General features: G+C 71.4%; 21 protein-coding genes and 1 tRNA gene. 11 read left to right on the forward strand and 11 right to left on the reverse strand.

The window, feature by feature from the left end; genetic code table 11:
• Positions 1 to 43: 43 nt before the first annotated feature.
• Positions 44 to 808, reverse strand: coding sequence for a hypothetical protein (locus AB0C21_RS04140; RefSeq protein ID WP_500202591.1), 765 nt, complete (start codon positions 806 to 808; stop codon positions 44 to 46).
• A 321-nt stretch (positions 809 to 1,129) separates the two neighbouring features.
• Here AB0C21_RS04140 and AB0C21_RS04145 point away from each other — a divergent pair, with 321 nt between their 5' ends.
• The 3 genes from AB0C21_RS04145 to AB0C21_RS04155 are packed head-to-tail and all read left to right on the forward strand — an operon-like array spanning position 1,130 to position 3,554.
• Entirely contained in the window at positions 1,130 to 1,744 is a 615-nt protein-coding gene (locus AB0C21_RS04145) for a hypothetical protein (RefSeq protein ID WP_500202592.1), read from the forward strand.
• 20 nt (positions 1,745 to 1,764) lie between these two features.
• Entirely contained in the window at positions 1,765 to 2,895 is a 1,131-nt protein-coding gene (locus AB0C21_RS04150) for a sensor histidine kinase (protein WP_500202593.1), read from the forward strand.
• Positions 2,892 to 3,554 carry a response regulator gene (locus AB0C21_RS04155; protein ID WP_500202594.1) on the forward strand — a complete coding sequence of 221 codons (663 nt, stop codon included), beginning with the start codon at positions 2,892 to 2,894 and terminating at the stop codon, positions 3,552 to 3,554. The genes AB0C21_RS04150 and AB0C21_RS04155 overlap by 4 nt, the downstream gene beginning before the upstream one ends.
• A 134-nt stretch (positions 3,555 to 3,688) precedes the next feature.
• Here the strand turns inward: AB0C21_RS04155 and AB0C21_RS04160 are convergent, their stop codons facing one another.
• Both AB0C21_RS04160 and AB0C21_RS04165 read right to left on the reverse strand, forming a co-directional pair.
• Positions 3,689 to 4,960 (reverse strand): MFS transporter, encoded by a 1,272-nt coding sequence (locus tag AB0C21_RS04160; protein ID WP_500202595.1) that lies wholly within the window; start codon positions 4,958 to 4,960, stop codon positions 3,689 to 3,691.
• Entirely contained in the window at positions 4,941 to 5,564 is a 624-nt protein-coding gene (locus tag AB0C21_RS04165; RefSeq protein WP_500202596.1) for a mycothiol-dependent nitroreductase Rv2466c family protein, read from the reverse strand. Before AB0C21_RS04165 ends, AB0C21_RS04160 begins: the two co-directional genes overlap by 20 nt.
• 40 nt (positions 5,565 to 5,604) lie before the next feature.
• Between AB0C21_RS04165 and AB0C21_RS04170 the strand changes: the two genes are divergently transcribed.
• A complete protein-coding gene (locus tag AB0C21_RS04170) occupies positions 5,605 to 6,096 on the forward strand; it encodes a MarR family winged helix-turn-helix transcriptional regulator (protein WP_500202597.1) in 492 nt (163 codons plus the stop codon).
• Positions 6,097 to 6,304: 208 nt separating this feature from the next.
• On the forward strand, positions 6,305 to 7,693 hold the full coding sequence (locus tag AB0C21_RS04175) for a serine hydrolase domain-containing protein (RefSeq protein ID WP_500202598.1): 1,389 nt from the start codon (positions 6,305 to 6,307) through the stop codon (positions 7,691 to 7,693).
• A gap of 276 nt (positions 7,694 to 7,969) precedes the next feature.
• On the opposite strand, the gene AB0C21_RS04180 is transcribed toward AB0C21_RS04175, so the two are convergent.
• A complete protein-coding gene (locus tag AB0C21_RS04180) occupies positions 7,970 to 9,088 on the reverse strand; it encodes an RDD family protein (protein WP_500202599.1) in 1,119 nt (372 codons plus the stop codon).
• 283 nt (positions 9,089 to 9,371) lie between these two features.
• Between AB0C21_RS04180 and AB0C21_RS04185 the strand changes: the two genes are divergently transcribed.
• Together AB0C21_RS04185 and AB0C21_RS04190 are read left to right on the forward strand one after the other, a co-directional pair.
• Positions 9,372 to 9,719 (forward strand): hypothetical protein, encoded by a 348-nt coding sequence (locus AB0C21_RS04185; RefSeq protein ID WP_353817610.1) that lies wholly within the window; start codon positions 9,372 to 9,374, stop codon positions 9,717 to 9,719.
• Complete coding sequence (locus tag AB0C21_RS04190) at positions 9,716 to 11,188, forward strand: M48 family metalloprotease (protein ID WP_500202600.1); 1,473 nt, start codon at positions 9,716 to 9,718, stop codon at positions 11,186 to 11,188. Before AB0C21_RS04185 ends, AB0C21_RS04190 begins: the two co-directional genes overlap by 4 nt.
• 301 nt (positions 11,189 to 11,489) lie before the next feature.
• Here AB0C21_RS04190 and AB0C21_RS04195 read toward each other — a convergent pair.
• A tRNA-Glu gene (locus AB0C21_RS04195) sits at positions 11,490 to 11,562 on the reverse strand.
• A 71-nt stretch (positions 11,563 to 11,633) separates the two neighbouring features.
• Positions 11,634 to 13,286: a metallophosphoesterase family protein gene (locus tag AB0C21_RS04200; RefSeq protein ID WP_500202601.1), complete on the reverse strand. Its 1,653-nt coding sequence runs from the start codon at positions 13,284 to 13,286 to the stop codon at positions 11,634 to 11,636.
• 23 nt (positions 13,287 to 13,309) lie between these two features.
• Between AB0C21_RS04200 and AB0C21_RS04205 the strand changes: the two genes are divergently transcribed.
• Together AB0C21_RS04205 and AB0C21_RS04210 are read left to right on the forward strand one after the other, a co-directional pair.
• Positions 13,310 to 13,660, forward strand: coding sequence for a metallopeptidase family protein (locus tag AB0C21_RS04205; RefSeq protein ID WP_375708348.1), 351 nt, complete (start codon positions 13,310 to 13,312; stop codon positions 13,658 to 13,660).
• A 167-nt stretch (positions 13,661 to 13,827) separates the two neighbouring features.
• The gene (locus AB0C21_RS04210; protein WP_500202602.1) at positions 13,828 to 15,084 is read left to right on the forward strand and encodes an MFS transporter; all 1,257 of its coding nucleotides are present in this window, start codon (positions 13,828 to 13,830) and stop codon (positions 15,082 to 15,084) included.
• On the opposite strand, the gene AB0C21_RS04215 is transcribed toward AB0C21_RS04210, so the two are convergent.
• The gene (locus AB0C21_RS04215) at positions 15,081 to 15,395 is read right to left on the reverse strand and encodes a PspC domain-containing protein (protein WP_149261908.1); all 315 of its coding nucleotides are present in this window, start codon (positions 15,393 to 15,395) and stop codon (positions 15,081 to 15,083) included. The genes AB0C21_RS04210 and AB0C21_RS04215 overlap by 4 nt on opposite strands.
• Positions 15,396 to 15,533: 138 nt before the next feature.
• Here AB0C21_RS04215 and AB0C21_RS04220 point away from each other — a divergent pair, with 138 nt between their 5' ends.
• Complete coding sequence (locus AB0C21_RS04220; RefSeq protein ID WP_500202603.1) at positions 15,534 to 16,685, forward strand: acyl-CoA dehydrogenase family protein; 1,152 nt, start codon at positions 15,534 to 15,536, stop codon at positions 16,683 to 16,685.
• A 97-nt stretch (positions 16,686 to 16,782) separates the two neighbouring features.
• The gene (locus tag AB0C21_RS04225) at positions 16,783 to 17,805 is read left to right on the forward strand and encodes an aspartate-semialdehyde dehydrogenase (protein WP_500202605.1); all 1,023 of its coding nucleotides are present in this window, start codon (positions 16,783 to 16,785) and stop codon (positions 17,803 to 17,805) included.
• Here AB0C21_RS04225 and AB0C21_RS04230 read toward each other — a convergent pair.
• The 4 genes from AB0C21_RS04230 to AB0C21_RS04245 form a co-directional block, all read right to left on the reverse strand.
• Positions 17,802 to 18,014, reverse strand: a complete 213-nt coding sequence (locus tag AB0C21_RS04230) for a DUF2277 domain-containing protein (RefSeq protein ID WP_500202606.1) — start codon at positions 18,012 to 18,014, stop codon at positions 17,802 to 17,804. The genes AB0C21_RS04225 and AB0C21_RS04230 overlap by 4 nt on opposite strands.
• A 289-nt stretch (positions 18,015 to 18,303) precedes the next feature.
• Positions 18,304 to 19,824, reverse strand: coding sequence for a M28 family peptidase (locus AB0C21_RS04235; RefSeq protein WP_500202607.1), 1,521 nt, complete (start codon positions 19,822 to 19,824; stop codon positions 18,304 to 18,306).
• Between the two features lie 71 nt (positions 19,825 to 19,895).
• Positions 19,896 to 22,307 (reverse strand): M4 family metallopeptidase, encoded by a 2,412-nt coding sequence (locus tag AB0C21_RS04240; protein WP_500202608.1) that lies wholly within the window; start codon positions 22,305 to 22,307, stop codon positions 19,896 to 19,898.
• 323 nt (positions 22,308 to 22,630) lie between these two features.
• On the reverse strand, positions 22,631 to 23,659 hold the full coding sequence (locus tag AB0C21_RS04245; RefSeq protein ID WP_500202609.1) for an alpha/beta hydrolase: 1,029 nt from the start codon (positions 23,657 to 23,659) through the stop codon (positions 22,631 to 22,633).
• Positions 23,660 to 23,774 lie beyond the last annotated feature (115 nt).

Here is a 23,774-nt window from a genome sequence, read left to right on the forward strand (position 1 = left end):
GCGGGAACGGGGCGCCCCGCCGGTCACAAGGGCGCGGCCGTTCTCAAGGCGCGGGCGGGGGGTGCGCCGCCGACCAGATGTGCTCGAACTGGCTGATCCAGTGCGTGATCCAGCGCTCCCCGGCCGGACGGGTCAGCCGGACGTGCATGCGCGAGGCCGTCGACTCCCCGTGGTACCCGTGGATCTCGGCCACCACGACGCAGTTCTTCGACTCGGGATCGATGATCAGGAGGCTGAAACCGGGGTTGTAGTCGAGCAGGCGGTGCTCGAAGCTCCCGCGGACGTCCCAGCCCTCCATCGCCCGCAGCCGGTCCAGCGTCGCCTCCAAGGACGGCCGCAGATGCTGCACCAGGAAGTCGACCGAGTCGTCGAGCTGGCGGGCGGCCAGGTCGAGCGCGGCCCCGGCGTCGGGGTCGAGCACGACGACCCGGATGGAGCCGTCCGGACGGGCGAGTGCTCCCGTCCGCATCAGCTCGCAGCGTTCGGGGAGCAGGAAGTTGACTGCGGACGGCGCGTACAGCCAGACCGTACGCGCCGTCCGAAGCCGCGCGTTGATGTCCAGGGCGTCGAGTGCGCCGCGGTCGCCCAACAGCGATTCCGGCGTGGACTCGACGGGCGCGGGCAGCGTGATCCGGTAGACCAGGAGCCCCAGGCCCGCCAGCACGGCGGCCCAGCGGGCCTGCTCGGACACGAGGTCGCCGATGACGCTGAGCACCGCGAAGACCAGGGCCAGCGCCGAGACCACGTAGGCGTCGATGTTGCGCAGATGCCTGATGTCCCGACCGATCCGGCGCAGTGCCGTGCGCATGCCTCACCTCGCCCCCGCAGCCGTGGCCCGGGCGTCCGCTGAGCCGCCGGCGTCGAACCGGTGGCTTCAACGCTAACCGATGGCGACCGGCCCGACACGGCCTTCTCCGGCCCCGCCCCCCGCTTGCCCGGACCCGACCGGATCGCGTAGGCGAGGGCACCGCCGGCGGGGCCGATCTGGCTCGACGCCCCTCTTGAGACCCCGTGCGGCTTGAAGGACCCCTCTTTCGAGGGAGGTGGAAGTTCGCTCGCTTCGGCGATGTCCACGCAGCCGCGGAAAACCAGGATTGCGGAGGTCATCACCACCAAAGGAGCAAACGAGATGAACCCCCGCATCGCCTTCGTCGCCGCCCCCGTCCTCACCTTCACCTACGGCGTGATCCGCATCCTGGACGGCCTGGACGGCAGCCGTGGTCCCGGGCTCGCCTGGACCACCGGCCACCTCGCCTTCATCGGCGCCCTGGTGTTCTTCGCCATGACGTTCCATGAGATCCGGAGGCTGGCCGGTCGCGGACGCCTGGCCACCGGACTGGTCGCCGCCGGATACATCGGCATCACCACGCTGATCGCCCAGTTCACCATCGACCTCGTCGTGGGGTTCCGGTCGGCCGACCACGCCGCGATGGACGTGATGTTCGATCAGGTCCAGTCGGTTCCCGGGGTACAGCAGGTCGTCTACGGCTTCGGGCCGCTGCTGTTCTTCGTCGCCCAGATCGGACTGGTCCTCCAGCTGGCGATCCAGCGCCGCGTCAAGGCGTGGATGCCCGTCCTGGTGATCGCCGACGTCCTGGTGCCGTTCGTGGAGAAGGACCTCATGCCGCTGGGCGCCGCCTGCCTGCTGGTCTCCTTCCTGGCGCTGGCCCGCGTCTCCCGCGCGTCCCGCCTGGCCGGCGGCCGGCACCGCGTGGACGAGTCCGCCGTGCCGGCCGCCGCGTGATGAGGGGAGAATGCCGAGTCGTGCCCCTTCTCGATCGGCTGCGCGCCATCCCGGCACGCCGGCTGGACCTGGCGCTCGCCGCGCTCGTCCTTGCAGCCCAGCTCTGGCCGCTCCTCTCCAGCCCGGGACCGTGGAGCTGGTGGGGGTACGCCGTCGTGCTCACGGCAGCCGTGCCCCTGGTGTGGCGGCGGCGCGCGCCGGTGGCCGTGCTCATGGTCGTCCTCGTCACCGTCTCCCTCTACGACCTGTCGGACCGGGTCGCCGCCCAGCCGGTCTGGTACGGCGCCCTGGTGGCGATCTACTCCACCGCCGCCTACGCCTCCCGGTGGCCGCGCATGATCGCGCTGGCCGTCGCCACCGCCGGCGGGCTCGCGTTCACCGGATCGTCCGACACGGCGGTGCGCGGCGTCGTGCTGTTCGTCGCCGCCTACGCCGTCGGCCGGGCCGCGGCCGTCTCCCGGAGCCACGCCGCCGCGCTGGAGGAGCGGGCCGCCCAACTCCAGCGCGAACGCCAGGTCGAGGTCGAGCGGGCCGCGGAACGCGAGCGGGCGCGCATCGCCAGGGACATGCACGACATCCTGGCCCACGCGGTCAGCCTCATGGTCGTCCAGGCCGAGGCCGGTCCGGTCGTGGTGCGCAGCGACCCCGACCGGGCCGAGGCCGCGTTCGACGCGATCGCCGCCTCGGGGCGCGACGCGATGGTGCAGCTCCGCCGGCTGCTCGGCGTGCTCAAGGAGGGCGAGGGCCCGCGCGCGCCGCAGCCCACACTCGCCGACCTTCCCGACCTCACCGGCCAGGTCACGGGTCCCGGGCTGACCGTGAACCACACCGTCACCGGGACCCCGCTCCCGCTCCCCGGCGACGTGGACGTCGCGGCCTACCGGGTGACCCAGGAGGCGCTCACCAACATCGTCAAGCACTCCGGAGCCACCCGTGCCGACATCCGATTCGACTGGCAGGACGACGAACTCATGATCCGCATCACCGACGACGGCCGTGGGGCACCGCACGCGCTTCCCCACGGCGGTAACGGCCTGATCGGCATCCGCGAGCGCGCCGCCGCCTGCCGCGGCACCGCCTCGGCGGGACCGCGCCCCGACGGCCCCGGCTTCGAGGTCGTCGTCCGGCTGCCGCTCGGGGGCGCGGCATGAGCGGTCTGCGCGTCGTCGTCGCCGACGACCAGGAACTCGTCCGGGCCGGGTTCGGCATGATCCTCGAAGCCCAGCCCGACATCGAGGTCGTCGCCGAGGCCGGGGACGGGATCGAGGCGGTCGAGGCGGCCCGCGTCCACGAGCCGGACGTGCTGCTTCTCGACATCCGGATGCCCCGCATGGACGGCATCGAGGCGGCCGGGATCGTCTCGGCCGAGACGGCGTGCCGGGTGCTCATGCTGACCACGTTCGACCTCGACGACTACGTGTTCGAAGCGCTGCGGGCGGGCGCGAGCGGGTTCCTGCTCAAGGACGTCCGGCGGGACGACCTCGTGCACGCCGTGCGCGTGGTGGCGGCCGGCGAGTCGCTGCTGGCCCCCTCGGTCACCCGCAAGCTGATCGCCGAGTTCACCTCCCGGTCTCCGGCCGCGAAGCCGCCGGCCGGAGAGCTCGACGTGCTGACCGCCCGGGAGCGGGAGACCCTGCGAATGATCGCCCTGGGGCAGTCCAACGCCGAGATCGCCGCCACGATGGTCCTCAGTGAGCACACCGTGAAGACCCACGTCAGCAGCATCCTCACCAAGCTCGGCGTGCGGGATCGGGTGCAGGCCGTGATCGCGGCCTACGAGGGCGGCCTGGTCGTGCCGGGGTCCCGGTGACGATCGACCGGCCCGCTGATGCGCCACGCCGCGGAGGCCGACATCGGCGCGTGGCCATCGCGGCGTCCCGGAACCCCGGGCCGCCGCCGCCGCGAACCACGACCTGCGGACCGGTGCCGTGCTCGCGAGCGCCGCTAGGCGCCGACCTGTTGCACGGCGTTCTCGGGGGTCGGGGAGCCGGGCGCTGGACGGATGCCGACCGCGTGCGGCGGCAGGGCGCGCTCGGTGCACAGCAAGATGATCGCCCCGGTCAGGACCATGAGCGCCAGTACCGTCCACAGCTGCCATGACCCCGTCTCCAGCAGGAATCCCAGGAGCAGGGGCGCGATCGTGCGGCAGAGCGACCAGGACAGTTGGTAGACCGACAGGTATCGTCCGCGCAGGTGGTCGGGGGCGGCCTGCACCGACAGGCCCTGTGCGGGCACGGAGTGGATGAGTTCGCCGCTGGTGTAGAGCACCGCGACCGCCAGGACGGCGACGAGGGCGGTCGTGCCGCCGAAGAGTCCGGGGATGAGCGCGAAGGCGGCGAAGGACGCCGCGAAGACGGTCGCGCCGAGTGCCGAGGTGCGGGGGCGTCTCCCTCGCATGGTGAGGCGTGCGACCGGTACGCCGAGCGCGGCGACCAGCGCGGTGTTGAGCGCGAATATGCCTCCTGCGAGGGCGGCGGGCAGGCCGATGTCGCGGGTGAGGAAGACCGGCAGCGCCATGGCCTGTGCGGTGTAGCCGAAGGCGATCAGGAAGTTGGCGGCGGCGATGAGCAGGTAGGGCCGATCGGTGAGCACCTGCCGGTACCCCTGCTGCTTCTCGGGCGGTCGCCGTGCACCGTCGTGGACGGCCGGGATCCTGGCCACCAACCCGGTGGCCAGGATGAACAGCGAGGCCAGGACCATCGCGGCCGTGGTGAAACCGCTGTTTCCATCGACGGCCAGCAGGGCGGCGGCCGCGATGCTGCCCACCCCCATGCCGCCGTTGCGGAGGCTGCGGTCCCAGGCCAGCAGCCGGTCGCGTTCGGCGCCCTGGGCGATCTCGCCGATGAGCGCGTGCTGGCTCGGCGTGGAGGCCCACATCCCCACCGCGACCACCACGGCGACCGCCAGGAAGGACGGGTAGGTGTCGGCGAAGGGGTAGGCGGCGAACCCGGCGGCGCGCAGTACCAGCGCGCACATGACCACACGCTTGGCCCCCATGCGGTCGATGAGGGCCCCGGCGACCGGCATGAACGCCAGCGCGCACAGCCCGGCGAGGCTGAGGCCGGCACCGATCGCCGTCAGGGACAACCCCGTCAGCGCATGAACGAACAGCATGGTCAGCGGGACGTAGATGCCGTCGCCGACGGACCCGACGAGTGCGGCGGCGTAGAGGCGGCGGCGCGTGGACGCGTTCGAGTCAGCTGAAGTCGAGCGCACCCCGTGCCCGCTTCATCTCGGCGAACGGCTCCGTCCCGGCAAGGGTCCGCACGGCCTCGAACAGCCGGACGGCCTGCTCGCCCTTCGGGATGGCGTTCAGGACGGGCCCGAAGAACGTCGCTCCGTCCAGGGTGATGAGAGGCGTGCCGCCTTCCTCGCCCATGGCGTCCTGCGCGGCCTTGTGCCTGGCGCGCAGAGCCGTGTCGAACTCCTCGCTGTGGGCGGCTTCGGCCAGCGATGCCGGCAGACCCGACTCGTCCAGGGCCTCGGGGATGACCGTGTCGAAGTCCTTGTTGCCTTGCGTGTGAATGCGCGCGCCGAGCGCGGTGTACAGGTCGCGCAGGACCGCGGCGCCGTGGCCGATCTCGGCGGCCGTGCACACCCGGGCCGGGCCCCAGGCGCGGTCGTTGAACTCGCGGTACCAGGGCTCGATCTCGCGGTGCTCGTTGAGCACCGACAGGCTCATGATCCGGAAGTCCAGGTCGATCGGCCGCAGCCGCTCGACTTCGAGCAGCCACCGGGAGGTGATCCAGGCGAACGGGCAGCTGGCGTCGAAGTAGCACACGACCTGCACGGCCTGCTGAGACGCAAGATTATCTTCCATGGAAGCTAATATAACTTCCAAGGAAGATATAATCAACGCCATGGACCCTGACGCCACCGACGCGATCGTCGCCCAGTGGAACCGCGAGCGCCCCGACCTGGACGCGAGCCCGATGCTGGTCATCGGCCGGCTCTTCCGCCTCACCGACGCGGTCGACCAGCGGCTCCGCCCGCTCTTCGCCGCCGCGGACCTGGGCAACGGCGACTTCGACGTCCTCGCGGCACTGCGCCGGTCCGGTGCGCCCTACACCCTGTCCGCGGGAGAGCTGAGCCGTGCCGTCCTGGTCACCACCGGCGCGATCACCAAGCGCGTCGACCGGCTCGAAGCCCGTGGCCTGGTCGGCAGGACCGTCGCCGAGAACGACTCGCGCGGACGACTCGTCACCCTCACCGCCGAGGGCGTCGCGCTGACCGACGACCTCATGGCCGCCCACCTGGACAACCAGCGCCGCGTCCTGGCCGGGCTCAGCGCGCAGGAACAGGAGCGACTGGCCGCCCTGCTCCGGCGCCTCGCCTCATCCCTCGACGATTGAGCACTTTCGCGTCCGACCGGACCGCCGGGCGAGCGGTGCGCGATTGACAAAGGCCCCTGAGCGCCGGAGGCGGGTGGGTGGCCCTGTTCCGGGGCCGCGACGCCTTGGCCGAACCCACGAAACGACGTGGCGCTCGTGGTGGCGGCGAACGAAGAGCCGGGGCCCCGCCGACCGTATGCTCGTCCGGAATCGAGCAAGGAGGACACCGGTGCCGAAGCTGGACGAGATCGGTGCGTGGCTGCGACACCGGTTGGCGGACCTGCTCGCCGAGCACGGGGTGCCCGGGGCGGCGGTGGCGGTCTGCGCCGGCGACGAGACGGTGGACGCCGCTGCCGGGATGCTGAACACGGCCACGGGCGTCGAGGCGACCGTCGACTCCCTCTTCCAGATCGGCTCGATCACGAAGGTGCTGACCGCGACGCTGGCCATGCAGCTGGTCGACGAGGGGAGGCTGGACCTCGACGCTCCGGTGCGGACGTATCTCCCCGAGTTCCGGATCGGCGACGAGCGGGCGGCAGAGCGGATCACCGCGCGGCAGCTGATGTGCCACGTCGCGGGATTCGAAGGGGACATCTTCACCGACACGGGCAAGGGCGACGACTGCCTGGAGAAGTACCTGGGCGTCCTGCGCCAGGTGCCGCAGCTGTGCGAGCCCGGCGAGATGTTCTCGTACAACAACGCCGGCTACTGCGTACTGGGCCGGATCGTCGAGGTCGTACGGGGGAAGCCGTTCGACGCCTGCATGAGGGCGCACCTGTTCACGCCGCTGGGCCTGACCCATGCCGCGAACGACCCGTACGAGGCGATCGTTCACCGCGCGGCGGTGGGGCATATCGAGGAGACGCCGGGCGCCCGGCTCCGGCCGGCCTCCGTCTGGGCGCTGGCGCGCTCGAACGCGCCGGCCGGGTCGATGCTGGCGATGCGCCCCCGCGACCTGCTGGCCTTCACTCGCATGCACCTTTCCGGCGGGCTCGGCCCGGACGGCGGCGCCGTGCTGAGCCAGGAGAGCGTCAGGGCCATGCGGCAGCCGCAGGTCGGACTGCCCGACATCGGCTGGGGCACCGCCTGGGGCTTGGGGTGGGAGCTCTACGACCTCCCGGGCGGCGCCGTCTTCGGCCACGACGGCAACACCATCGGCCAGTCGGCGTTCCTGCGCGCGGTGCCGGAGCGAGACGTGGCCGTGGCGATCGTCACCAACGGCGGCTCGCCGCAGCCGGTGTACCGCGAGATCGCGGGCCGCGTGCTCCGCGAGCTCGGCGGTGTCGAACCGCCCGGGCCGCCGGCGCCCGATCCCGCTGCGCCCCCGCTGGACGCGTCCCGGTACGTCGGCACCTACAGGTCGAGCACGTGTGAGACCGCGGTGAGCCAGGACGAGGAGGGGCGGGTCTGGTTGGAGCGCACTCCCACCGGGATCACCGCCGAGCTGGGCGCGGCGCCCTACCGGACGGAGCTGGTCGCCTGGCGCGGCGATGCGCTGCTCCCGGTCGAACCCGAGCGCGGCGTCCGCGCGCCGCTCGCGTTCCTCGGTGACGACGGAGAGGGGCATGCGGCCTACCTCCACACCGGCCGAGCCGACAGACGCGTCTCGCCGGCCTGAGCCCTGCGCGTGAGCGCGCGAGAGTCGATTCCGTGTGCTCCCGAGATCCGGCGCGGGTGAGAGGGGCGTCCGCCCCGTCTCGGGCGTCGACCAGGTACTGCACCGCGGCGAGACCCTGGGGATCGTCGAGGAGACCGGGTCCGGCAAGTCCCATGACCGGTCTCGCGGTCATGGGCATGCTGCCGGCCGGGGGGCCGGGTGACCGGCGGATCGATCGACCTGGGCGGCCAAGAACCAGTAGGACTTCCCGGCCACCAGCACGCGAGGCGCGGATTTTCAGAGCCAGAGGATGACGTTGAGGGTGGGGACGTGGATCAGGAGGAAGGCGTTCTTCGCCTTCGCCGCCGCTTCAGGCCGGCGTGGACAGACGGCGGTCGTGGCGACCACGTAGCGGTCCCGGGTTCCGACCTGGCCAATGCGGGCGCCGCCCGGCGGGGCGACGCGGCCGCCGGAAACGAAGCGCAGGTCGGTGTGCCGCAGAAGGCGCTGGGCGCCGGCGGCGGAAGCCCGGTCGTGGAACTTGAGGACGTGGCTGCTGACCAGGACGCCGTCCGTGGTCCTGAACGCGATCTCGATCCGTCCCTCGCACCCCGTCCGGCGCAGGACGGCCCGGGCCTGCTCACTGGTCGCTCCCGCCAGGCAGCCCTCCTCATCGTCCAGGACCTCGGCGGCCGTGCGCTCGTAGGTCTCGGAACGTCCTCCGAAGCGGTTCTCGAACCTGGTGGCGTCGTCGTAGAAGGTGTCGACCTCGAACGCCGGGCCGCCGACGGCGGATGGCCCGGTCATGAGCACGGCGGCGAACGGTGCGGACAGAACGGCCGCCCCCAGGACGCCCAGGGAGGAGCCGAGCGCGATGCGCCGCTTGCGCTCGCGCGCCTCCCAGCGGCGCACATGGTCAGAGAGTCCTGACGGGCCGGGAGGTCCGAGCGCGGCCAGTCCGCCGGTCTCCTTGGGCGCCGGGGGTGCCTGGGCGCGGACGACCACCGTCCCGGCGCGCCGGTCGTGCAGGCACTGCCGCAGCCTGTCGTCCTTCCGGTACACCCGGAGGTCGCTGATCAGCGGTACGGACGAGGAACTCCTCGGGAGGACGTACCGCCGGAAGGACCGCCGCCATCCGGGGGCCCGCGTCCCGTCCTCCTCGCGCACCACCCGGATCCCGGCGACCCGCTGGCCCAGGGTGCAGCCCCACCGCACGATCCCCCCGACGCGCAGCAGCGGCGGACCGGCCATGCCGATGATCACGAGTGGGGCGGCCGCCCAGGCCGTCGCCGCGGAGGAGGAGCCGTCGGACAGCAGGACGACCGCGTAGACGGGCGACACGGCTGCCAGGACCATGAGAAAGGCGACCAGCAGGTCGATCGCCCGGGCCGCGACCCGCTGCCGCGTGCTCGCCAACACCCGCACGACACGGCCGTCTTCGCCCGGATTCCGCTCTGGGGACGTCCCCGCCGGGACATACAGGGGAGCCGTCATGAGCGTAAATGCAAGCATGCCCCAGGCCTCAGACAGACCCACTGTGGCCTCGCGCCACGTCACCGCCGGCCCATCGCGGCGATCCAACATGCTGGTCGCGGGCATGGCAGACCGACACTGGCCACTCTGCCTGGCGCGATGCCAGGATGGACGAGTCTCCGGTAGGTCTGGATATCGAGGACCCTGCCTGCTGGAGAGGATCGCCGTGGACCTTGTCGAGTATCAGGGCATGAGCGACGACGAGCTTTACACCTTGCTCGGAGCGGAACTGCTGGGCGAAGGGGTGGGGCTGTCCCCCGAGGACGAGGAGGAACAGCGTCGCTTCGGCAAGCAGTGGTTCACCGACAAGCACCGCGATCTCCAGCGCAAGATCTGCCATCACGAACGGATTCAGCCGTTCCTGGGGACCAGCGGTTCCGACCGCGTCATCGACGCGGCCGCCATCGCCGAGCTTCTCACCGACGATTTCGGCCCCACATCGGTGATCGTCGCCGTCCTGATCGCGCGGATCGGCCTGGGCGCCTTCTGCCAGAACGCCCCCGCGCCGCGATGAGCACGGACGAGGCCGCGCCGGAGCCGGAGTCACCGGGCGAGGCGGCCGCACGCCTCTCCGGCATCAACCGTGAGGACCAGCTGGAGAAACTGCTCGGAGAACTCACCGACATGGGCGACCATGCGGGGCGCGCCGAACTCGAACGCCTCATGGCCGAGTGGAAGCTAAGCCAGGGGGAAGGCGGCCACGCCAATCCGGTCGATGCGCTGACCCACGGACTCAAACAGCAGGTCACCGAGGCCATGGCCGAGCTGACCAACCGGCCTGAACGCCTGGACCTGCTCTCCTTCGTCGCCATCAACAGCGAAGCGGTGTCGGCTCGCATGCGTCCGCTGGAGAGCGGATGGGGACTGGTCCAGTTCTCCGACGCGACCACGACGTTGTGCCTTCTCTACAGCGGATGCGCTGCGGAAGGCTTCGTGCCTGCTGGTTCCGCCCTGCCGTTCAGCCGGTTGCGGCACGCCTGGCGAGCCCAGCGCACCAGGAGCCTCGGCATCGACCGGGGGCTGCTGACCGGGCTGCTCCGCTACTACTACGTGAACCAGCGTGTCTTCGCGCTGGCCGCGAAACTGGGGTATCGAGTGCCCCGCCGAGCCCAGCAGGTCGGTTGGCTGCTGGCGCAGCAAGCGATGGTGTTCGTGCTGTGCCATGAGGCCGCCCACCACGTACTGGAGCATCCTCCCGCTGCGAGCGCGTTCTCTCCAGCCGAGGACCTGTCGGCCTGCACGGACAGCCAGCAGCGGGAACTCGACGCGGATCTGCTGGGTTACAGGGCAGCGGTACGAGTCGGCGAACACGCCGTCGCAGGGACCCGCGCGGCCGGTGGGCTCGGAATGTTCCCCGAGGCCGGGGCCGCTCTCGGAGCCCTGATAGGGATGCTGGCGATCTACGGCGACGAGCGGGCGGTGTTCATCCGCAGCGGTCGCACCCACCCCTCGGCTCCGGTCCGGGCTGCCCGGCTGATGGGAGAACTCAGGCCCGAGGTACGCGACTTCTCGGAGATCTTCCTGAACGACCTGGTGGAGGCCACCCACCGAGCGACGGACTTCTCCGAGCACGGGCACCGCTTCACCACGGAATGGCTGGCCCGGACTCCAGGAGTCCATTCGCCGCTGCCGCCCATGAAATTGCGGCTTGTCGAGGCTCTCGACCTGACCCAGAGCCGCGCGCGTGAGAACGTCGCGGCGGACATGTCGGAAATAGAGCAGGAGGCCGATCGGCCGGCGCTCGACGCCGTCCGCGCAGCGGTGGCGGGGGACGCGCGCACAGCCCTGCTCGCTTGGGGCGTGCCGGCCAAGCGCGTCGAGGCCTTCTGCGATCCGCACCGAGCTCTGAAATTCTCCGAACTCGTGGAGAAACTGCGGACTGCCTTCGGCTCCCGCGACCTCCCCAAGGGAGGCGCGCTGGCCGCATCGGTGCTCGCCGCGCAACTACTATCGGACCCGCTCAGCCGCCTCACCCACCCATAACGCGAGCCCCGGCCGGTGTTCGTGCTGAGGTCCTACATGACCTGTGGGCTGTGCGAGCACCAGACGCAGGTGGCGACGGCCAAAGCCAAGATCAAGGATCTGGCTCGGCGGCAAGCGTTGACCTGCGGCTGCTCCCCGAGCCGACTCTCCGGCGTCTGCTGGACGTCTTCGGGTTGACGATGCGCCATGACCGGGAGAAGAACCTCGTCGAGTGCGAGGTGACGATCACGTCCGAGACCGTCGACATGCAACGCGATGCCGCGAACGCGGTGATCGGTTCCGGCCGAGCCGGTTCCGAAAGTACCCCCTACCGGATTCGAACCGGCGCTACCGCCTTGAAAGGGCGGCGTCCTAGGCCGCTAGACGAAGGGGGCCCGTGGTGGCGGAGATGGTCGCCACTCGACTCGCCAAGTCTAGAGGACGTGGCGGGGCGGCGTGCAAACGGTTACCCCGGAGAGGGGGTGCGGGTGGGCGTGCGGGACGGGGAGGTCGTCGGGGACGGGGTGCGGGACGGCCAGTCGGACGGGAACTCCGAGGGGAACGGGGACGTCGGGGACGCCGGCGGGGACGTGGCCGGGGGCTGGAGCTTGACGGCGCGGTCCGGGGCGGGTTCGAGGTGGCGCTCGATCTGCGCCGAGGTGAGGCCGAGGCCGCCGAGCCGGAGATCGTCCCAGCCCTGGAGGCGGTGGCTGGCGCGGGAGAAGTAGAGGACGGACAGCTCGATGGGGGTGGGCTGCTCGTGTTCGAGGCCGCGCAGGCCCGCGCCGCCGGTGGAGCCCTGGACGAAGAGGCGGGAGCCGGTGGGGAGGAGCTTCGTCGAGCGGGCGTGGGTGTGGCCCGCGAGGATCATGGGGGCGACGCCGGAGAAGCCCTCGCCCTCGGTGGGGTCGTGGGTGACGACGAGGTCGGGGAGGTCGCCCCCGCCGCGCAGCCGCTCGGCATGGCGCAGGCCCTCCGCGCGGAGCTGGTCGGCGCCGACGTAGTCGTCGCGGGTGCTCTTGTCGGGGGTGAAGCGGGGGTCGCCGAGGCCGTAGAGGCGCAGGCCGGCGACCTCGCGGGTCGTGTCGTCCAGGACGATCGCGTTCTTCTGCCGGGCGACGGCCTTCTGGGTCTGCTTGGAGTCGTGGTTGCCGCGGACGTAGACGTAGGGGACCTTCAGGTCGGAGATCTCGTCCGCGAACTTGTCCTCGGGCTTGCTGCCGTGGTCCATCAGGTCGCCGCTGTCGATGATGACGTCGACCTTGAACTGGGTGCTGACGGACTTGATCACGTTCCAGGCGGCGGGATTGAGGTGGATGTCGGAGACGTGCAGCACGCGGATGGTGGACGGGTCGGGCTCGTAGGTGGGGAGGGTCGAGGTGGTGGCGTACAGCTCGGAGATGTTGCCGACGAGGCGGGCGAGCTGGGCGCGGTAGGCGGAGAAGCGCTCGACGATGCTGCGGGCGTCGCCGACGACCTGGGGGGCGTTCGCGAGCAGGCCGGTGTAGCGGGGCTCGGCGATGGACTGGGGGTTGAACGTCCCCCAGGTGACGAGGGTGAGGGCGACGAGGCCCGCGGCGGCGGAGCCCAGGCCGAGCAGGGCGCGCCGCCAGGAGCGGAAGAGCAGGAGGGACGCGACGAAGCTCGTGGCCAGGCCGATGAGGACGGCGCGCAGGAGGAGCTCGACGATGCCGTGCCGGAGCTGGCCCGCGATGTGGTCGGTGAGGCGGTCGAGCGCGGTCTCGTCCTCGATCAGCTTCTTGGCCTGGTCGGGGCGCAGGTCGGTGAGGCGGGCCTCCAGGGAGACGGGGCCGCCGTGGGTGTCGAGCTGGAGGGAGCCGAGCGGGGGGAGCTTCAGGGTCGTCCCGCCGTGCAGGGACGGGTGCAGGCTGAGCTGGACGTCCGCGGGGCCGACGGGGGTGACGTAGCGGCCGCCGACGAGGAGGCCCAGGTAGCCGGCGGCGAGCCCGACGATGACGACGAGGGAGAACCGCGTCCAGCGGCTGGTGAGGACGGGCCGGACGCGGCGGGTGACGGGCGAGCAGGCTTCGCGGGCGCGCGCGGCGTGGGCGCGCACGGTTGCGGAAGCCTGGGTCAACGCGGCGCGGACCTTGGGCACGTGTTCCCCTTCTGTCGAGCAGAATGACCGGTGTGATGGAGTTGTCGCGCGATGCGTTCGAGGACCTCGTCGGGGAGGCTCTCGACAGCATCCCGCCCGAGCTGACCGCCCACATGCGCAATGTCGTCATCGTCGTCGAGGACGACGCGCCGGAGCGCGGCCTGCTCGGCCTCTACCAAGGCGTACCACTCACCGAGCGGGGCGACTGGTACGGAGCCGTCCTGCCCGATCACATTTCGATCTACCGCAACGAGATCCTCCGTATATGTGACACCGAGGATGACGTGGTGGAAGAAGTCCGAATAACAGTCGTACACGAGATCGCACATCACTTCGGCATCGACGACGAGCGGCTGCACGAACTCGGATATTGATCCGAGAAATGTGTACTGTAGGTCACGCGACTGCCACGCAGCGTGAGTTAATAGGGGAGGGCGCCCGGCACCGGGCGGACTGAACTGGAGCGTGCGTGGCGGGAAGGCAGACCGGCCGGCATCGTCGTCCGCCGGATGAGCAGGCGACCTACCGCGAGGTTTTCGCGGTGGGCGAGTTCCGTGCCCTCTGGCTCGCGCAGGCCCTGTCGTTCGTCGGCGACCAGCTCGCGCAGGTCGCGCTCGCCGTGCTCGTGTACGACCACACGAAGTCGACGCTGCTCACGGCGCTGATGTACGCGCTGACCTACATCCCGCCGATCGTGGGCGGGCCGGTGCTGTCCGGGCTCGCCGACCTCTTCCCGCGCCGGACGGTCATGGTCGTCTGCGACGTCCTGCGGGCCGGGCTGGTCGCGGTGATGGCGCTCGTGCCGATGCCGGTCGCGGGGCTGTCGGGGCTGGTGTTCCTGACGGTGCTGCTGGGGACGCCGTTCTCCGCCGCTCGCGCCGCCGTCATGCCCGACGTACTGGAAGGCGACCGTTATGTGGCGGGGTCGGCGATCGCGAACGTCACCCAGCAGATCACGCAGGTGCTGGGCTTCCTGGTGGGCGGCGCGGCCGTCGCCGTCGTCGGGACGTACGAGGCGCTCGGGCTGGACGCGCTGACGTTCGGCGCCTCCGCCGTCATCCTGGTCGGCTGGCTGCGCCGGCGGCCGGCGCCGCGGCGCGGGGAGCGCCAGGTGCTCGGGCTGTGGCGCGGCACGCGGGACGGCGTGCGGCTCGTGTTCGGCGACCCGGTGCTGCGGTCGCTGGTGCTGTTCGCGTGGCTCTGCGCGTTCTACGTGATCCCCGAGGGCCTGGCCGTCCCGTACGCCGCGACGTTCGGGGGCGGCGCGGTGACGGCCGGGCTGCTGCTGGCGGCGATGCCGGCGGGGATGGTGGTGGGCTCGCTGCTGTTCAGCCGGTTCGTCCGGCCGGCGAGCCGGCTCCACGTCATGGGCTGGATGTCGATGCTCGCGTGCCTGCCGCTGATCGGCGCGGGCGCGCATCCGCCGCTGTGGTGCGTCGTCGCGCTGTGGGCGCTGTCGGGCGTCGGCGGCGCCTACCAGCTCGCGGCCAACGCCGCGTTCGTGGGGGCGGTCCCGGCGTCCGGGCGGGGGCAGGCGTTCGGCCTCGCCCAGTCCGGCATCCTCGCCGGGCAGGGCGTCGGCATCCTCATCGGCGGCGCCGCGGCCCAGGTGCTCGGGCCGGAGACCGTGGTCGCGCTCGCCGGCGTCCTCGGCCTTTCGGCCGCCGCGATACTGACCCTGGGCTGGAACCAGGTCCGCGGCGGCGTCATCGCCGGGGCGCGCGAGCGCGTCGAGGCCGTCGTCGTCACCCCGTCGTCCGGGGGCGGCGACGAGCTGTCCGGTATCCCGGCGTCCTAGACGCTGGTCCGGTTCTTGTTGACCGTGGCCTTCGTCTTCTGCACGGCGTCCTGGACGGTCGGGGAGTCGCTCGCCTTCTTGAACAGGTCCTCGGCGACCGACTTCTCGGCGCCCTCCTCGGGGATGAGCAGCCAAGCGATCGCGTAGAGCGCGACGCCCGCGCCACCGAAGATCGTGAAGATGGCCAAGCCGAGCCGGAGGATGTTGGGGTCGACGCCGAGGTACCGGCCGGCGCCGGAGCACACGCCGGCGATCATTCGTCCCTCGCGGGTGCGGCGGAGCTGCTTGCTGGTGGTCTTCTCCATGTCCATGCCTCGATCATGCCCAGCCACGGGTAACCCTGACATCCGGATTCGCCCTGATTTACCCCTGAATGCACCCCTGCCCGGTCAGGGTCGCGCCCCCGACGTACCCTCGTGGCGGACGGCCCCGGACGGAGGAGACCCCGCATGGACGTGCTGCGCGTAGACGACCGGCTCACCGACGAGGAGCGGATGGTCCGCGACACCGTGCGCGCCTTCGTGGCCGAGAAGGTGGCGCCGCACCTGGCCACCTGGTTCGAGGACGGGACGTTCCCCGCCCGCGAACTGGCGCCCGAACTGGGCAAGCTGGGCCTGCTCGGCATGCATCTGGAGGGCTACGGCTGCGCCGGGACGAGCGCCGTCGCCTACGGGGTCGCGTGCCGGGAACTGGAGGCGGCCGACTCGGGGCTGCGCAGCTTCGTCTCCGTCCAGGGGTCGCTGGCGATGGCGGCGATCCACAAGTACGGGTCGGAGGACCAGAAGAACGAGTGGCTGCCGAGGATGGCCGCCGGGGAGGCGATCGGCTGCTTCGGGCTGACCGAGCCCGACCGCGGCTCCGACCCCGGCGACATGCGCACCCGCGCCGTCCGGGACGGCGCCGACTGGGTGCTGGACGGCGCCAAGATGTGGATCACCAACGGGTCGATCGCCGACGTCGCCGTGGTCTGGGCGCGCACCGACGACGGGATCCGCGGCTTCCTCGTCCCGAAGGGCACCCCGGGGTTCACCGCGAGCGACATCCACCGGAAGCTCTCGCTGCGGGCGTCGGTCACCTCCGAGCTGGTGCTGGACGGCGTGCGGCTGCCGGAGTCGGCGATGCTCCCCGACGTGAAAGGCCTGAAAGGCCCGCTCGGCTGCCTCTCGGAGGCCCGCTACGGCATCCTGTGGGGCGCCGTCGGGGCCGGGCGGTCCTGCTACGAGGCGGCCGTCGACTACGCCAAGACGCGCGAGCAGTTCGGCAAGCCGATCGGGTCGTTCCAGCTCACCCAGGAGAAGCTCGCCTGGATGGAGGTCGCCCTCGGCCAGGCGGGCCTCGTCGCCCTGCACATCGGGCGGCTCAAGGACGAGGGGACCGCGACCCCGCAGCAGGTCTCGTTCGGCAAGCTCGCGAACGTCCGCGCCGCGCTGGACGTCGCCCGCGAGGCCCGGACCGTCCTCGGCGCCAACGGGATCACGCTCGAATACCCGGTCATCCGGCACATGAACAACCTGGAGAGCGTCCTGACCTACGAGGGCACCCAGGAGGTTCACCTGCTGACCCTGGGGAAGGCCGTCACCGGGCTGGACGCCTTCCGTTAAGCATTCCTTGAACCCTCCACGTAGGGTTATTCACTGGACGTCCTGCATCCGACCTGGGCAGACTCGCCCGGTCGAGCGATCTACACGAGGGAGCGGCATGAGAGTCGGCATCGTCGGGGCCACCGGACAGGTCGGGGCCAAGATGCTCGAGATCCTGGCCGAGCGGGGATTCCCGGTGGACGAGCTGCGGCTGTTCGCCTCGGCCCGCTCCGCGGGCCGCAGGCTCCCGTGGAACGGCACCGAGATCACCGTCGAGGACGCGGCCGCCGCCGACTACACCGGCCTCGACATCGTGCTGTTCTCCGCGGGCAAGACCACGTCCAAGGAACTGGCGCCCAAGGTCGCCGCCGCCGGCGCCGTCGTGATCGACAACTCCTCCGGCTGGCGGATGGACCCGGACGTCCCGCTGGTCGTCGCCGAGGTCAACCCGCACGCCGCGGCGCAGCGCCCCAAGGGCATCATCGCCAACCCGAACTGCACCACGATGGCCGCGATGCCGGTGCTGCGCCCCCTGCACGAGGAGGCCGGGCTGACCGCCCTCGTCGTCTCCACCTACCAGGCCGTCTCCGGCAGCGGCCTCGCCGGCGTCGCGGAGCTGCACGACCAGGCGGCCAAGACCGTCCAGACCGCCGACCGGCTCACCCACTCCGGGACGGCCGTGGAGTTCCCCGAGCCGTCGGTCTACGTGCGCCCGATCGCGTTCAACGTCCTCCCCATGGCGGGCTCGATCGTCGACGACGGCCTCGCCGAGACCGACGAGGAGCAGAAGCTCCGCAACGAGAGCCGCAAGATCCTGGAGATCCCGGACCTGAAGGTGTCGGGAACCTGCGTCCGCGTTCCCGTCTTCACCGGCCACTCCCTGCAGGTCAACGCCCGTTTCGAGCGCCCGATCAGTCCCGAGCGCGCGAGCGAGCTGCTCGCGGGCGCGCCCGGCGTCGTCCTGTCGGACGTCCCGACGCCGCTCCAGGCCGCCGGCCAGGACCCCACCTACGTGGGCCGCATCCGTCGCGACGAGACCGTGGAGAACGGCCTCGCCCTCTTCTGCTCGGGCGACAACCTGCGCAAGGGCGCGGCCCTCAACACCGTCCAGATCGCCGAACTGGTCGCCGCGGGGAGCTAGCGGCGCCCCCGCACCTCCAAGGACTCGAGAAGGGCGGCGGTGCTCCGCGCGATCTCCTCCACGGCCCGGTCGAACGCCTCGGCGTTGTGCGACGCGGGCGCCCGGAACCCGGAGATCTTGCGCACATACTGGAGCGCCGCCGCCCGCACGTCCTCATCGGTGACGTCGTCGGAGTACGGCGGTCGAAGCGTTTTTATACTGCGGCACATAACCCCAGTCTGCCCCCACCCACCGACAGCCGCCGCGGGCGAGAAGCTGAGCGCCCCCCGGCAGATGCCGGGGGGCGCTGGCGGGGGGCGGGGTCCCCGTCTTTTGTGCACGGGGCGGGCCGAGATCGTCCCGTGCGGTGTACTGGTGAACGGCCCTGGGGGTGGGGGAGGGGCCGTCCACGAGTGGATCGCGGCGGGCGGTGGGGTGTCAACGAATCCATCCGCCACTGGATTTTCAATTGTGTGAACGGGGTCGTGCAAAACTCTGAAATCCGCCCCCGGCCTGCGGTTACTTAGTGATCTTGAGGTTGTCCAGGCCGGCCTCGACGAGGCTGCCCGTGCCGGCGTCGGCGGCTTCGGCGACGATGCGGACGGTCTGGCCGGCGTAGGCGGAGACGTCCGCGGTCTGCGTCTGCCAGGACCCGGCGCGGTTGGTCGCCGCGCCCGCCTGGTTGAGGACGGTCGTGGAGCCGTTCGGTCCGACGATCCGCACCCGCAGGTAGTCGTCGCCGGAGCTGTTGTTCAGGTGGGCGAGGTACCAGGAGAACGACAGCGTCTTCGAGCCGGCCGGCAGCGCGATCGCGGGCGACTGGACGGTGGTGGTGCCGCCGTCCAGGTCGTAGGTTCCGGCGTCGGTTCCGGCGGCCGCGCCCGTCACGAGGGCGCCGCTGCCGCTCGCCGCGGCGAGCTGCAGGGTGGTGCCGGAGTAGCTGGTCGGCTGCGGGGTGCCGCGCTCCCAGCGGCCCGTGGTGGCGGTGTCGGTGCCGTTCGGGTTGGTCGTCCAGCCGGTGCCCGATTCGAGGTCGTCGGAGAAGACGGTGTCGCCGGGCGGCTCCTGGGTGCCGCCGTCGCCGCCGAGCGTCCAGACGGCGTACGCGATGGCGTCGGCGTTGCGGTCGAGCGCGGTGTCGTCGATGTTGGAGCTGGTGTCGCAGGAGGAGTGGTAGCAGCGGTCGAACGCGACGCCCGCCTGGCCGCCCCACAGCTGCGCCTGCTGGGTGGTCTTGCGCCCCTCGGCGCCCGTGAACAGGCCGCCCGCGGCGATCCCGTACCGGATGAACGGCCCGTAGTCGGAGCGGCCGTCGAACGCGGTGTCCTGGACGGGCACGTTGATCGACTGGAAGTGGGCGCGCAGCGTCTGCTCGATCTCGGCGGATCCGGCCGGGCCGCCGCTGCCGCTGGAGCCGTCGCCGTCGTAGGCGAAGTAGCCGGGGTTCGGGGAGCCGACCATGTCGAAGTTCAGGTAGCGCTTGATCTTCGACCGCTCGGTGGAGGGCAGGTTGTTGACGTAGTAGGTCGAGCCGACGAGGCCGAGCTCCTCGGCGCCCCACCAGCCGAACCGCAGGTGCCGCTTGGGCGCGTACTTCTCGCGGGCGACGGCGAGCGCGACCTCCAGGTTCGCGGCGGAGCCCGAGCCGTTGTCGTTGATGCCGGGCCCGGCCGTGACGCTGTCGAGGTGCGCGCCGGTCATCAGGACGTCGTTCGTGTCGCCGCCTGGCCAGTCGGCGATCAGGTTGTAGCCGGTGGCGCCGTTCGAGGTGAACGACTGGACGCTGGTCTGGTAGCCGGCGGCGTCCAGCTTGCCCTTCACGTAGTCGAGCGAGGCGCGGTAGCCGGCGCGGCCGTGGGCGCGGTTGCCGCCGTTGGCGTTGGCGATGCTCTGCAGCTGGGTCAGATGCGCCTTGACGTTGGCGAGCGGGATGTCGGGTGCGGCCAGGGCGGCGGGCGCGGCCGCGGCGCCGGACGGGGCGAGCAGGGCCGAGGCCGCCAGGGCCGCCGCGCCCAGGGTCGCGAAGATACGCGATCTCATGAGTTCCTCCAGGTAGGGCGCGGCCCGCGACGGGGGAGCGGGCCCCGTCACGGGCCGCGGGCGGGGGGCGGTCAGGCCTTGGTGATGGTGAGGTTGTCGATGCCCGCCTCGACGAGGCTGGCGGTGCCGGCGTCGGCCGCTTCGACGACGATGCGGACGGACTGGCCGGCGTAGGCGGACAGGTCGTACGTCGCCGTCTGCCACGACCCGGCCTTGTTGGCCATGGCGCCGCTCTGGCTCAGCACGGTGCTCGACCCGTTCGCGCCGACGACGCGGACGCGCAGGTAGTCGTCGGTCGAGCTGTTGTTGAGGTAGGCGAAGTTCCAGGAGAACTTCAGCGACAGGGTGCCGCTCGGCAGGCTGATCGCCGGGGACTGGACGGTGCTGGTGCCGCCGTCCAGGTCGTAGGTTCCGGCGTCGGTTCCGGCGGCCGCGCCCGTCACGAGGGCGCCGCTGCCGCTCGCGGCGGCGAGCTGCAGGTTGGTGCCGGAGTAGCTGGTCGGCTGCGGGGTGCCGCGCTCCCAGCGGCCCGTGGTCGCCGTGTCGCTGCCGTTCGGGTTGGTCGTCCAGCCCGTTCCCGACTCGAAGTCGTCGGAGTAGACGGCGCCGGGCTGGCCCTGCCCGACAGTCAGCGTGTAGGTGGCCGTGCGGTCCACGGACGCGCCGTCGGCGAGGACGGTCAGCTTGTAGGTGCCGTCAGCGGTCCCGGCCGGGACGGTGACCGTCATCGTGGACGACTGCCCTGAGGTGACGGTGGCGGGCGAGAACGTCGCGGTCGGTCCGGACGGGCTGCTCGTCGCCGACAGCGAGACCTGCTGCGCGGTGCCGCCGGTGGTCTGGGTGCTGACCGTGGCGGTCGCCGTCCCGCCCGCCTGGGCGGTGCCGGAGCCGGGGCTGAGCGAGACCGAGAAGTCGTTCTGCTGGGTGCCGCAGGACGCCTCGCCGCTCTGCGCGGGGACGTTGATCGCGCTCCACGCCGCCTTCACCGCGTTGCACTCGGTGGCCGAGCCGGGGAACAGCTGCAGCGCCGCGTTGATCGTCTCGATGCGGGCGCGGGCGTGGCTCCAGTTCGTCACCTTGCGGTTCAGCCCGCCCATGAAGATCTGGCCGGCCTTCTGGACGCCGATGCCGGTGACGGTGGAGCTGTTGCAGGTCGGGCTGGTCGGGTTGCCGTTGGTCGGGTTCGACCCCTCGGCCAGCAGGTAGAACCAGTGGTTCTGCGGGCCGGCCGCCGCGTGCACCTCGGTGCTCGGGATCGAGGACGAGTAGCAGTTCGGGTCGCCCAGCGCGGACGGGTTGTACATGTTGCGGATCGGGCCCTGGCCGACCAGGTCGACCTCCTCGCCCACCAGGTAGTCCGGCGGGTCGTAGGTGGAGGGCTCGTTCATGTAGTGCTCGGTCAGCGCCCCGAAGATGTCGCCGGCCGACTCGTTCAGCCCGCCCTTCTCGTTGCCGTTGCCGCCGCTGTCGCCGCCGGGCGTGGTGGTGAAGACGGCGTGGCCGTTCTCGTGGGCGACGACGTCGACCGACGTGGCCTGCTTGGTGCCGGCCTGGTTGTGGCCGAAGTTGGTGTAGCTGCCGTTCCAGTAGGCGTTGACGTCGCTCAGGCCGACGCGGAGCGGGAAGCCGCCGCCGCTGCCGTTGACGCCGTTGCGGCCGAGCCAGGAGCCCAGCATGTCCCATTCCTTCTGGACCGCGTAGAGGGCGTCGACGCAGGCGGTCTCCAGGTCGGTGCCGCTGCCGCTGCCCCACGCGCTGTCGGTGCCGGTGTAGGTGGAGCCGTTCTGGCCGCCGCACCGGATGCCGGAGCGCTGCGGGTCGGTCATGGACGTGGCGGCGGTGCTGAGGTCGACCGTGCCGTGGTAGTAGCTGCGGTCGTCGGCCGCGTCCCGGACCTCGTCATAGGTCTTGACGACCTTGCCGGACTTGGCGTCGACGAAGACGTGCAGCTTCGTCGGGGCCTTCTTCTGGGTGCCGCTGACGACGGTCTCGTAGACGAGGCGTCCGGAGCCCTCGGCGAGCACCATCAGGCGGGGCGTGGAGGCGGTCTCGACCTTGGACACGCGGGCGCGCGACGTCCTGGCGGCCTGCGCCGCGCCGATCGACGCCTTGGTCGACACGTTGAGCTTGCGGGTCTGGCCGACGCTGGTGCTCAGCACGCCGCCGCTGGCGTTGGTGGTGACGACGAAGTCGCCGCCGTAGACGGGCAGGCCGTCGTAGGTGCGCTCGTAGGCCACGTACTGCAGGCCGCGCAGGCCCGAGGTGACCCCGCGCCGGACGATCCTGTCCTCGGGGGCCTTCTTGAACGCGGCGGGCTTCGCCGCGACCAGGCGGTCGGCCGAGGCGGCGGCGACGGCGCGCGGATCCGGCCTGGCCGGCGCGGCGGGGGCGGTGCGGGGTGTCGCACCTGAGGCGGGCGAGGACATCGCCACGGCGAGGCCGACGGACAACGCCGCCGCCCCGATCGCGGTCTGGTGTCTCACGGGGGTGCTCCTTCCACGTGCCGGGCGGGGAGGGGGTGGGGCACGTGGAGACCCTTTGTGAGGGCGCTCCATGAACCGCCGCCCGCCCGGCGGGGGGTTTGGATGGGGACTCATCCGGATGAGCTGACCCGAAGTGCACCGTGGTTCGGGAAAGGAGTCAATAAATCCATTTGGTTCTGGATTTTCAATTCTGTGGAGGGAATCTCTGAAACCAATGGAAGGCCGTGGTCTGCCAGCGCGGACGGGCCGGGCCGGTGAACCGGCCCGGCCCGTCAGGCAGGGAACCAAGGGGGCGGTGAGCGCGTTGAGGCGCCCGGCCCGCGTCAGGGGGCGATGCGGCGGCAGAGCCAGGAGAGCGCCAGCGGGTAGCGGTAGTCGATGGCGCCGTGCCCCGCGTCGAACAGCTCGAAATGGATCACGTCCTCCGCGACGCCGGCGTCGAGCAGCGCCCGGTGGAACGCCTCCGCGCCGATGTCGAGGTACCACTCGTCGCGCGTCCCGCCGTCGATCCATATCGCCCGCTGCGACCGCATCGCCTCGGCGTGCCCGGGCACCATCCGCACCGGGTCCCACGCGAGCCACCGCTCCCAGACCTCCGGCCGCAGCACGCCGGTGACCGGGTCGAACGGCAGGTCGACCGTGCCGTCCTCGCGCGCGGAGTAGCACAGCGCCATGCCGAGGATGTTGAGCAGCTCCATGTCCTCGGGCTTGGTGAACGAGGTGCGGCTCTTGAAGTCGTCCCACCAGCGCCAGATGTCGCCGTCGTACTTGCGCAGGTGGCGGACGCACTTGGGGAACTCGGTCAGGTAGCAGTACTCGAACAGGGCGTCCCCGGCGTGCGTCGCGAGCGCGCCGAACAGGTCGGGGCGGAGCATCGGTGTGATCATCGCGCCGTAGCCGCCGCTGGACTTGCCGCTGATCGCCCGGTGCTCGGGCGCGTCGAGCGTCCGGTAGTGGCCGTCCACCCACGGGACGACCTCGTCGCAGATGTAGGAGTGGTAGCGGCCCGTGCCCGGCGAGTCGACGAACTGGCTGCCGCCGTGCGCCGTCCAGGCGTCCACGAACACCACGATCGCGGGCGGCGCCTCCCCGGACGCGAACACCGCGTCGGCCGTCTCGGGGAACGGCTGCCGGTAGGGCATCCGGTTGCGCCAGATGCCGACGTGCCCGGTGAAGCCGGTGATCACGTAGACGCTGGGGTAGCGGCGGTCCGGTTCGTCGTCGTACCCGGGCGGTACGTACACCAGGACCGGCCGCTCGTGCGGATCGCCCAGCGGGTTGCCGCGCAGCAACTCGCTGCTGACGGTGTGCTCTTCCAGGCGGCCGGCGAGCTCGGCGGACCACGGCTGCATCGCGTACTCCCTTGTCGCAAAGCGAATGATCAGCTCGACGCTAACCCATGGCCCGGACGGCCGGACGGGCCCGCCGTCGGGGGCGGATGTCACAATCCGGCGGGGTTCTCCGCTC

The organism is Spirillospora sp. NPDC049024 (genome assembly GCF_040649235.1).
Classification (GTDB): Bacteria; Actinomycetota; Actinomycetes; order Streptosporangiales; family Streptosporangiaceae; genus Spirillospora.

Coding starts and splice junctions, on each gene's coding strand:
- AB0C21_RS04145 (WP_500202592.1), top strand. CDS start 1,130: ATGAACCCCCGCATCGCCTTCGTCGCCGCCCCCGTCCTCACCTTCACC.
- AB0C21_RS04165 (WP_500202596.1), bottom strand. CDS start 5,564: ATGGAAGATAATCTTGCGTCTCAGCAGGCCGTGCAGGTCGTGTGCTAC.
- AB0C21_RS04245 (WP_500202609.1), bottom strand. CDS start 23,659: ATGCAGCCGTGGTCCGCCGAGCTCGCCGGCCGCCTGGAAGAGCACACC.
- AB0C21_RS04140 (WP_500202591.1), bottom strand. CDS start 808: ATGCGCACGGCACTGCGCCGGATCGGTCGGGACATCAGGCATCTGCGC.
- AB0C21_RS04215 (WP_149261908.1), bottom strand. CDS start 15,395: ATGGACATGGAGAAGACCACCAGCAAGCAGCTCCGCCGCACCCGCGAG.
- AB0C21_RS04205 (WP_375708348.1), top strand. CDS start 13,310: ATGACCGGTGTGATGGAGTTGTCGCGCGATGCGTTCGAGGACCTCGTC.
- AB0C21_RS04235 (WP_500202607.1), bottom strand. CDS start 19,824: ATGAGATCGCGTATCTTCGCGACCCTGGGCGCGGCGGCCCTGGCGGCC.
- AB0C21_RS04220 (WP_500202603.1), top strand. CDS start 15,534: ATGGACGTGCTGCGCGTAGACGACCGGCTCACCGACGAGGAGCGGATG.
- AB0C21_RS04155 (WP_500202594.1), top strand. CDS start 2,892: ATGAGCGGTCTGCGCGTCGTCGTCGCCGACGACCAGGAACTCGTCCGG.
- AB0C21_RS04170 (WP_500202597.1), top strand. CDS start 5,605: ATGGACCCTGACGCCACCGACGCGATCGTCGCCCAGTGGAACCGCGAG.
- AB0C21_RS04230 (WP_500202606.1), bottom strand. CDS start 18,014: ATGTGCCGCAGTATAAAAACGCTTCGACCGCCGTACTCCGACGACGTC.
- AB0C21_RS04190 (WP_500202600.1), top strand. CDS start 9,716: ATGAGCACGGACGAGGCCGCGCCGGAGCCGGAGTCACCGGGCGAGGCG.
- AB0C21_RS04225 (WP_500202605.1), top strand. CDS start 16,783: ATGAGAGTCGGCATCGTCGGGGCCACCGGACAGGTCGGGGCCAAGATG.